Origin of the sequence: uncultured Shewanella sp. (genome assembly GCF_947495455.1) — a bacterium.
Taxonomy (GTDB): Bacteria; Pseudomonadota; Gammaproteobacteria; order Enterobacterales; family Shewanellaceae; genus Shewanella.
Genome location: NZ_CANLZC010000058.1, coordinates 26545 through 35877, shown reverse-complemented (window position 1 = coordinate 35877; position 9333 = coordinate 26545). Strand labels below are relative to the sequence as shown.

8 protein-coding genes are annotated in these 9333 nt (G+C 39.9%); 6 read left to right on the top strand and 2 right to left on the bottom strand.

Features of this window, described 5'->3' with window-relative positions; translation table 11 throughout:
• Positions 1-257 precede the first annotated feature (257 nt).
• Together Q0791_RS15110 and Q0791_RS15105 are read right to left on the bottom strand one after the other, a co-directional pair.
• Positions 258-1778 carry a BCCT family transporter gene (locus Q0791_RS15110; RefSeq protein ID WP_299008043.1) on the bottom strand — a complete coding sequence of 507 codons (1521 nt, stop codon included), beginning with the start codon at positions 1776-1778 and terminating at the stop codon, positions 258-260.
• Positions 1775-2674, bottom strand: a complete 900-nt coding sequence (locus tag Q0791_RS15105) for a homocysteine S-methyltransferase family protein (RefSeq protein WP_299008040.1) — start codon at positions 2672-2674, stop codon at positions 1775-1777. Before Q0791_RS15105 ends, Q0791_RS15110 begins: the two co-directional genes overlap by 4 nt.
• A 285-nt stretch (positions 2675-2959) precedes the next feature.
• Here Q0791_RS15105 and Q0791_RS15100 point away from each other — a divergent pair, with 285 nt between their 5' ends.
• The 6 genes from Q0791_RS15100 to tssG all read left to right on the top strand — a co-directional run bounded on the left by Q0791_RS15100 (position 2960) and on the right by tssG (position 9319).
• The gene (locus Q0791_RS15100) at positions 2960-3160 is read left to right on the top strand and encodes a hypothetical protein (RefSeq protein WP_299008037.1); all 201 of its coding nucleotides are present in this window, start codon (positions 2960-2962) and stop codon (positions 3158-3160) included.
• A gap of 939 nt (positions 3161-4099) precedes the next feature.
• Positions 4100-4588 carry a type VI secretion system contractile sheath small subunit gene (gene tssB / locus Q0791_RS15095; RefSeq protein ID WP_299008034.1) on the top strand — a complete coding sequence of 163 codons (489 nt, stop codon included), beginning with the start codon at positions 4100-4102 and terminating at the stop codon, positions 4586-4588.
• Positions 4589-4668: 80 nt separating this feature from the next.
• On the top strand, positions 4669-6144 hold the full coding sequence (gene tssC / locus Q0791_RS15090) for a type VI secretion system contractile sheath large subunit (protein WP_299008031.1): 1476 nt from the start codon (positions 4669-4671) through the stop codon (positions 6142-6144).
• A 6-nt stretch (positions 6145-6150) separates the two neighbouring features.
• Positions 6151-6582 (top strand): type VI secretion system baseplate subunit TssE, encoded by a 432-nt coding sequence (tssE, locus tag Q0791_RS15085; protein ID WP_299008028.1) that lies wholly within the window; start codon positions 6151-6153, stop codon positions 6580-6582.
• 2 nt (positions 6583-6584) lie between these two features.
• Entirely contained in the window at positions 6585-8348 is a 1764-nt protein-coding gene (tssF, locus tag Q0791_RS15080; protein WP_299008025.1) for a type VI secretion system baseplate subunit TssF, read from the top strand.
• On the top strand, positions 8312-9319 hold the full coding sequence (tssG, locus tag Q0791_RS15075) for a type VI secretion system baseplate subunit TssG (protein ID WP_299008022.1): 1008 nt from the start codon (positions 8312-8314) through the stop codon (positions 9317-9319). Before tssF ends, tssG begins: the two co-directional genes overlap by 37 nt.
• The last annotated feature ends 14 nt before the right edge of the window (positions 9320-9333 follow it).

Sequence of the window (9333 nt, the reverse complement as noted above, 5' to 3'; positions counted from 1 at the left end):
CCCAATTTCATTTAATTTACTGATATTAAATGAATTTAATAATATTGTTGACACTCATTATCCCGAGTTCAGGTTAAATATGAACAACAGCCTGTGACTTGGGAGTTTTATTTTTATAGACCAAAAGAGGCGTGGATAGTGAGTCAGGCGTTATTTACTGATCAATTCCAAGTACTTGATTTAAAGGGTAAGAAATAGTGAAATTGTGAAGAGCAATGCACAGTGAGCGCTTGGGCTCACTGTGTTTATGTTTATCTTCATATTACGCTTGTTTGAGTGGCGTTAGGATAATCTTGGTTAAGCCAGCCCATGAAAGCTTTGGCTAGAATGCCATAAAGGATAAACATGGGAAAGCCCACTATGACACACAGGGCTTTAATGGTGTCAATACCGCCGCCGACAAGAAAAACCGATAAGCTGATCAGACCTATGCCACATGCCCATAAGAGTTTAACCTTAGTATCGGGATCGCCATTAAGATCTAGCTCTGTCGTGGTGGCCATAGCAACGGCGACGCTGGCTGAAGACATAGTCGTGAGCATTAAACTGAACTCCACCAATAGAAAAATAAACAAGGTGAGGGGTTGCAAGGGAAGGGATTTAATCACCTGAATAACGGTAAAATTAATATCGCCTTGTTGCATCCAAGCTTGTAAGTTTAAATTGCCGAGTAAGTCTCCTCCTACCGCATAACCACCAAAAGTGCTGATAATGACGCCGCAGCCTAAAGAACCCATACTAATGGTATATAAAATCACTTCCTTAATCGTGCGCCCTTTTGATATACGAGTAATAAAGAGGCCCATCATGAGAATAAATGCGCTATACCAAGCCCAATAGTACATAGTCCAGCCTTGGGGGAAACCGCTTTGTTGGACGGGATCATTCCAAAAAGACATGCGAAAATAACTGTCTAACATGACACCTAAACTATCGACAAAATTGGCGAGAATAAATTGCCCATTACCGACCATGATAATAAACAAGACAAACAAAAAGGTCAGTATCAAGCTCCAGTCTGAGACTTTGGCAATCCCTTTTTTAAAGCCTGTTCGCATGATAATGAATAACACTATAATAAAAGAAAAAATGACTCCGGCCTGCACGGTTAAGCCATTTTTAATATGTAGAAACTCGGCAATACCTTGTGCCAGTAAACCTGTGCTTAAAGCCAATGAGCTGGCAAAGGTTGCCAATGTGGCCAAAATGGCAGACAGATCGATGAGATAACCTGTTTTCCCTTTCGCTCTTTTTTCTCCGATAACATCACTGCATAAGCTACTAAGTTTAAGTTTTCTTTGTTGGCGATTATAAAACATATAAGAGAAGGGAAGGGCGGGTAGGCAATATATTGCCCATCCCGTGGGGCCCCAGTGAAATATGGAATAAGTGGTTAACCAGGCATCGGCGGTAAAGCTACCTTTTTCTGCAAATAAGGGAGGGGATTGCATATAATAAATGGGTTCGCCAATTCCCCAAAAAATCAGTGATGCGCCAACTCCAGCAGAAAAAATCATACCTGCATAGGTTTTATTGGAAAAACTGGGTGAAGTATTGCCCAGTTGTATTTGGCCAAAACGTGAAAAAGCCAGCCAAAGTAAAAAGGCTAAACAAGCAAATCCTGCCAGCTCTATCGCCCAACCTAAATAGTGTGTCAGCCAGTTCATCGTCGCATTCGTGACAAGCTGTGACTCAGTTGGAGAGATGATTGACAGGATAAGAATGAGTAATGTCATCAAGATTGCCGGAAAGGCTAAGGATTTATTGAGCTGGTTCAAAGGGTATCCTTAAATTGCTTAATGGTCGCAATATGCTCCGGTGTAACTCCGCAGCAGCCACCGATAATGGATGCCCCTGCCGATAGCCATTGTTTAACGAAGGCTAAATAGTCATTCGGCGTGAGATCCCGCATGGGTTGCTGTGCTTCATTAGCGACATGTGTAGTATTAATGGGCTGAAAGGCATTGGCATAAGCGCCAATGTTTATCGTTTGCTTGTCTGCAGCCTGTAATAGTGCTTGCGTTCGCTCAATGGCGTTGAGGATCACCTCAGGTATGCAGCAGTTAAATAATATGGCGTCAGCATGATAATCGATCGCCACTTGTATGGCGTTTTCAAGGGGCTCTCCTGAGCGAAGCTGTGGCTTGATATTGGCATCATCCGATAACGAAAAAGCCAGCCATTTTGGTTTGTTGCTTTTTGCTAGTGCCTGCATGACGAGCTGTAGCTCTTCAATGGAACTGATGGTTTCTATTAGCCAAAAATCGGCAAAGGGTGCTTGATTGTCAATGAGGGGCGTTAAAATGCGATTGGCTTTTTGTGCATCAAAGAGATCGGGGCGGTAGCTACCAAATAAGGGGGGAATGCAAGCGGCAACTTGTGTGCCTGTATATTTATTGGCACTACTTCTAGCGAGTGTAGCGGCTTGTTGAATTAATTTGGCACCTTGTTGTTCAAAAAGGGAATCGCCTAAATGAAAAGGCACACAAGCATAACTATTAATGGTGATGATCTCACTGCCCGCTTGAATAAAACTATCGTGCACTTGAGTGACATAAGTATGGTCTTCTATGAGGGCTTGAGCACTCCATTGAGGCTGTTGAAAAGGAGCGCCTATCCTTTTGAGTTCACGACCCATGCCGCCATCGAGAATATTAAATGTTTTGTTATACATCCTATCGCCTTTATGAATGATGAGCTTTCTAAGGGGCTAGGGTTATGGACTAACGATGAGATTGCAATTGAAATTTAATAAAGATGAATGTGAGAAAATTTCATTATTGATGATGCTGATGATAAATTAAATTAAGATATTGATTTTTAATGATTAAAATTTTAAAGCTATGGCTATGACTTTAACGCATAATTATACTCTACCTCTATTTTTGCTCACTATACTTATTATAATAATTTACTCATTGTTAACTTATGAAAAGTCATTATTCACTAGGCCATAGACATGAAGAGCAACAGTAAAGTAAGAATTGATTTAAATCCTGATGAAGTGAGTAAAGTTGTTGCGTTTTTAAATGCTCTGACTGATCCTTGTGTGAAAAGTCGAGCTTGCTTCTCTCCTTGGATTGTCGATGAAAATGATGTGGTAGATTTTCCTGATGATGCCCCTTTAATTGGCGAGGATAAATTCGGTCGCCAACTATAACGGCTAATAATGGCCATGGAGATAAAATAGAGATCTTCGTTGTTTCTTGTAAGAGATCTCTGACTTTAACTGTAATCATGGTCTGTTTGTTTATCAATAATGGCTAATTAAATAACAAGTAGGGTAGTTTCGATTAAAAATATCTTTTAATATTGCAGAATAAATGAAGGGGTTTATTTATATGCTAACCTATCAATTTAATCCTTTCCATTGTTTTTTTATTACTCATATTCTCTTATGTTAATGGAAGTTAAGAATGGATTTTGAGTTTATTATGTTAAATTAAAAACGGGGTGAATTTATTTTAATAAATATTTCAGTTTTTCTAATTACTCGTTTTTGTAGGGTTTATTTTACATTTTTATGTAATGAATAATATTTTTTATTTTTATACTTAGGGCTTGATTAATACTTTTGTCTAGTATTTTTGTTTATTGATTATGGGCCCATCATGTCGGTTTTTCACTCTGAGTAGTCATGCATTAACGTGGTGATAGATAATGTAAAAGATCTCGGTTTTTACTTAATGTATTGATTTTATTTAACTTTTTTATTTTTTTGTTTTTTTCTATATTGCTTTATCTGTTAAAAATTTATTCTTATCAAGGTGTTCCCTTTGAATTGGTTTTTTATATGCGCCTTGTGAGAGGTTTTATATTGGGTTTATTCTATTTTCATTCTTGTATTGCTCGATTTTGAGTAGGCATCAGGGTCTGTTGATTTTTAAAATCATTAAAGTAAGATACCCACACTAAAAGCGGGTTGAAGCTAGGCAATAATTAATTTTTTATCTTTTATTAGTAAAGGCTATTTAATAGCACTTGCTAACGGTGATGATTACGGTATGAAATATTTGTATCATTATGTAATTAAATGTTTTTTGTTGGCTGCCATGCCCAGATTTAAATTTTCGATACTATCTATGATATGGAGATTGTAATGGCTAAAGATGGAACCGTCGCGCCTAAAGAGCGCATTAATATTAAATATGTTCCTGCAACTGGGGACGCACAAGCGGAAATGGAACTTCCGTTAAAATTATTAGTTGTAGGCGATTTTAAGGGTCATGCTGAATCCACTCAGCTTGAAGATAGAGAAGCCGTTTCAGTCAACAAAACTAACTTCTCTTCTGTGATGAAAGAGAGCAAATTATCTGTTTCAGGTAGTGTGGCAAATAAGTTAGTCGATGAAGAGGGGAGTGAGCTACCTTTTGAATTATCTTTTAATTCATTGGACGACTTCAAACCCGATAACGTGGCAAAACAAGTGCCAGAAATCAAGAAACTGGTTGAGCTTCGCGAAGCACTTGTGGCATTAAAAGGTCCACTGGGTAACATTCCTTCCTTCCGTGTTCGCTTGCAAGAGTTATTTTCTGAGGAAGCTTCACGTGAGCAATTATTACGTGAACTTCAAGACGCTCAAGATTAAATGAGTCACTCACTTTAAAAGGTGACGAGTTGGATTTAGCTAATGTTGACATACAAAATTTATTAGAGGGATATCACTACATGGAAGGTCAAGTTCAAACAACTGACAATGCGGCTTTAGAAGGCGGCAATTTACTCGATGAGATCATGGCGCATACGCGTATGGATCCTGTTGATGAAGGTTATGATGTTGCCAAGAAAGGGGTGGCGGCATTTATTTCAAATATTTTAGGATCGGATAAAACATCTGAGCCTGTGAATAAGGCATTGGTTGATAAAATGCTGGTTGAGTTAGACCAGAAGATCAGTGCACAAATGGATGAAGTATTACATCATGAAGATGTACAACAGATTGAATCTGCTTGGAGAGGTTTAAAACTCCTAGTTGATCGTACTGATTTTCGTGAAAATATTAAAATCGACTTATTACATGCCACTAAAGATGAGTTATTAGACGATTTTGAATTTGCGCCTGAGACGACGCAATCAGGATTATATAAACATGTTTATTCATCAGGTTATGGGCAATTTGGTGGTGAGCCAATAGGGGCCATCGTTGGTAACTATGCGTTTACACCTTCTTCTCAAGACATGAAATTACTGCAATATGTATCGGCAGTCGGGGCCATGGCTCATGCGCCTTTCTTGTCGTCAGTTGCTCCTGATTTCTTTGGTATTAAGTCCTTTGAAGAACTGCCTAATCTCAAAGATTTACAATCTACCTTTGAAGGGCCTAAATACACTAAATGGCGTGGGTTACGTGAATCTGAAGATGCAAGATACTTAGGATTAACGGCGCCTCGTTTCTTATTACGTGTGCCTTACGATCCTATTGATAATCCTATTGAGAGCTTTAACTATCGTGAGAACGTCAGTGAAAGCCATGAAGATTATTTATGGGGAAATACGGCTTTTGCCTTAGCGACACGCTTAACAGAAAGTTTTGCCAATTATCGTTGGTGCCCTAACATTATTGGTCCTCAAAGTGGTGGTGCAGTGGATGATTTACCTGTGCATGTCTTTGAGACTATGGGCGCATTGCAGTCAAAAATTCCAACAGAAGTCTTGATCACTGATCGTAAAGAATATGAATTAGCCGAAGAAGGTTTCATCAGCTTAACTATGCGTAAAGGCAGTGATAATGCGGCATTTTTCTCAGCGAATTCGATTCAAAAGCCAAAAGTCTTCCCTGCGACCAAAGAAGGTAAAGAAGCGGAAACTAACTATAAGTTAGGTACGCAGATCCCTTATATGATGATCATCAATCGTTTAGCACACTACATTAAAGTGCTACAACGTGAGCAGATCGGTGCATGGAAAGAGCGTCAAGATCTTGAAAGAGAGTTGAATGGCTGGATTAAGCAATATGTGGCCGACCAAGAAAATCCACCAGCAGATGTCCGTAGCCGTAAGCCTTTACGTGCCGCTAATATTTCGGTCTCCAATGTTGAGGGCGATCCAGGTTGGTATCAAGTGAGTTTATCGGTTAGACCTCATTTCAAATATATGGGTGCTAACTTCGAACTATCACTGGTTGGTAAGTTGGATCAGGAGTAATAACACGTGTTTGACACTGAAGAAAAAAGATTAGGAGGCAGGAGTTTCTTTGAGCGCTTAATCCCTGATGCGCCGATAGTGTCGGTGGATCATTCTTCAGTGGATGAGACCATGGATTCTGTTAAACGTAGCATTACTCGAGTGCTTAATGCGCGTATAGGCGAATCACAAAGCTGCCCAGAGTATGGATTACTGGATTTGAATAATACTTCTTTGAGTAGCTTTGATTTAGGATTACAGATCCGCTTGTCAATCAAACAGTGTATAGAAAGGTTTGAACCTCGTATTAAGAATGTTGAAGTCTCTGTTTCGAATAATGAAAGTAATCCAATGAATCTCACTTTCAATATTCTTGGTACCTTGGCGGTAGCCAATATGGATGAAAAAATTCAAATAGAGCTTTTTCTGGATAATAACCGAAAATATAGAGTGATTTAGTCGTGTCACAAAATAAATACTTCAGGGATGAACTTGCCTTTTTAAAAGAGCAAGGCAAAGAATTTTCGGATGTGCATCCTCAATTGGCCCGTTATTTACACGGCAAGAGTACTGATCCCGATGTGGAAAGGCTATTGGAAGGCTTTGCCTTTTTAACTGGGCGCTTACGTGAAAAAATTGATGATGATTTTCCAGAGCTGACCCATTCAATGATCAATATGCTGTGGCCCAATTATTTGCGCCCGGTTCCCAGCACGACCATAGTGGCTTTTTTTCCTAATGAGGGAATGGATGAGAAGCAGTTTATTGCAAGTGATTGTGAAATGAAGAGTCATGCAGTTGCCGACACCATTTGCCAGTTTAGAACTTGCCGAAATGTGGATATTTATCCTTTTACGGTGGATGATATTATTTCATCTCACTCTCGAGAGTCTTCAACCATTGATGTGGCCTTGCACTCCTCAGCTAAAACCAGTTTGCAGCAAATTGGATTGAATGATCTTCGCTTTTATTTAGGTAACGACGACTACAGCGCGAAAACCTTGTATTTATGGCTGAACAACTGTTTGCAAAGTATTGAGCTTATTGCAGACGGCCAAGCTTATACTCTGATGCGCAACTCCCTTAAAGCGGTGGGGTTCGATTCCAATGATGCCATCTTGCCATACCCTAAAAACGTTTATGAAGGCTATCGTATTTTACAGGAGTATTTTACTTTTCCTGAAGCTTTTCATTTTGTTGATGTCACAAACATAGATAAAGCGATTCCTGCTCATGTGTCAGGGGATTTTACGTTACGCTTTAAATTTTCAAAAACCTTGCCTACCGATGTGCGTATCAATAAAGACAGTATGCAGCTTTATTGCGTACCTGCCATTAATTTATTTGAACATGATGCCGATCCCATTGAACTTAATGGCCGCCGAACCGAATACCCCATTATTCCGTCCAGTCGCAAAGGCGAACATTATGAAATCTTTAGTGTAGATCATGTGCAAGGTTGGATTGATTCCGAGGCGGGAAGAATTCGTGGACAAAATCGAGTCTATACCCCCTTTGAAAGCTTTCAACATGAAATTGAGCGCACTCGTCATCGCTTAGCCTTATATTATCGTATTAAAGTGCGCAACAGTGTTCGCAATGATGGCTTTGATCATTTGATGTCTTTTGTGCGGGGTGATGAGACCAAAATGGTGAATATGACCGAAGCGGTGTCATTGCGTTTAACTTGTACTAACAGGCAGTTGCCTAGAGAATTAGGCAAAGGGGATATTTGTATTGCCACAGATAAAACTCCCAGTTTTGTGACTTTTAAAAATATTACTGAGCCTTCACCATCACTGCGCCCGCCCCTTGATGGTGGCTTGTTATGGACTTTAATTTCAAATTTATCATTGAATTACCTTTCCCTTTTATCAAAAGATGCGCTCAGTTCGGTTATTCGCGCTTATGATTTTAAAGCTCTGGTGGATAGGCAGGCAGAAATGATTGCCAAAAAACGCTTAGCGGGCATTTTAAAGATCACTTCAGGTCCAACGGAGCGTATTGTCAAAGGCTTACCCGTTAGAGGATTGCAGTCTGAAGTGACGCTTAAAGAGTCTGCATTTGCCAGTGAAGGGGATCTGTTTTTATTTGGCACTGTGCTAAGCCGTTTCTTCTCTTTGTATGCCAGCATTAATTCGTTTCATGAATTAGTAGTGGTGAATGCCGATAATCAGGAAAAATATACATGGAATATACAGATCGGGCAGCAACCGTTAATTTAGCGCCACCCGAATGGCAGGCAAGGATGCCTGAAAACGTTCGCTCCTATAACTTTTTCCAATTGGTGGAACTGATACATCGTCTCGAAGGCAACGATGCGGATAGCCGTGACTGGGAAAATCAGGGCCAGTTATTTTTTACCGCCGATCCTAGTTTAGGTTTTGCCAGTAGTGACGTCTCAAGTTTAACGAGACGCAGTGATAATCGCTTACAGTTGAACACGACTTTTTTAGGATTAAACGGAGCGCAGTCGCCTTTACCTAATTATCTTCTCGATCAAATCGCCGATCCTGAAGATGAGGGTATGAAACGTAACTTTTTGGACTTTTTTAATCACAGGCTCATTTCTTTATTTTATAAAAGCTGGCGCAAATATCGTTATTACGTTCGATTTCAGGATAATGCGAGCGATAGCTTTTCTAAGCAAGTGTTTTCACTGGTGGGCTTATCCAACGAAGATTTGCGCGGCGAGACATCCATTAACTGGTGCAAAATGCTGGCTTATGCGGGCATGTTAGCGGGACGAAGTCGCTCACCCCAAACGGTATCTGGCATTATTGCTCACTGCTTTGATTTAAAAAATGTATCTATTCGTGAATGGGAAAAAAGAAAAGTCCGAGTGCCCAAGACGCAGCAGTTTCTGCTTGGCAAAGCCAATGCCGCTTTAGGGGAAGATACTGTGATTGGCGAGAAAGTCACGGATGTCTCGGGCAAGTTTGTTATTTGTATCGATGATCTGTCTTTTGAAACCTTTCAAGACTTTTTACCTTCAGGTAAAGAATTTAAACCTTTGTGTAAGGTGATGGAAGTCGTGCTCAGAGAGCAAATGGCTTACGACTTAGAATTGACCTTAGCGAGAGAAGCAACGCCTATGTTAACCCTGGGTGATGAGAAAGGTGGGCAACTGGGTTGGTCATCTTTTTTAAGTAAAACTCAGCAAAAAAAGAAAGTGCTGATCCAGATCAGGCAATAGATAAGGAGCAAATC

Coding starts and splice junctions, on each gene's coding strand:
- Q0791_RS15105 (WP_299008040.1), bottom strand. CDS start 2,674: ATGTATAACAAAACATTTAATATTCTCGATGGCGGCATGGGTCGTGAA.
- Q0791_RS15100 (WP_299008037.1), top strand. CDS start 2,960: ATGAAGAGCAACAGTAAAGTAAGAATTGATTTAAATCCTGATGAAGTG.
- tssB (WP_299008034.1), top strand. CDS start 4,100: ATGGCTAAAGATGGAACCGTCGCGCCTAAAGAGCGCATTAATATTAAA.
- tssC (WP_299008031.1), top strand. CDS start 4,669: ATGGAAGGTCAAGTTCAAACAACTGACAATGCGGCTTTAGAAGGCGGC.
- tssG (WP_299008022.1), top strand. CDS start 8,312: ATGGAATATACAGATCGGGCAGCAACCGTTAATTTAGCGCCACCCGAA.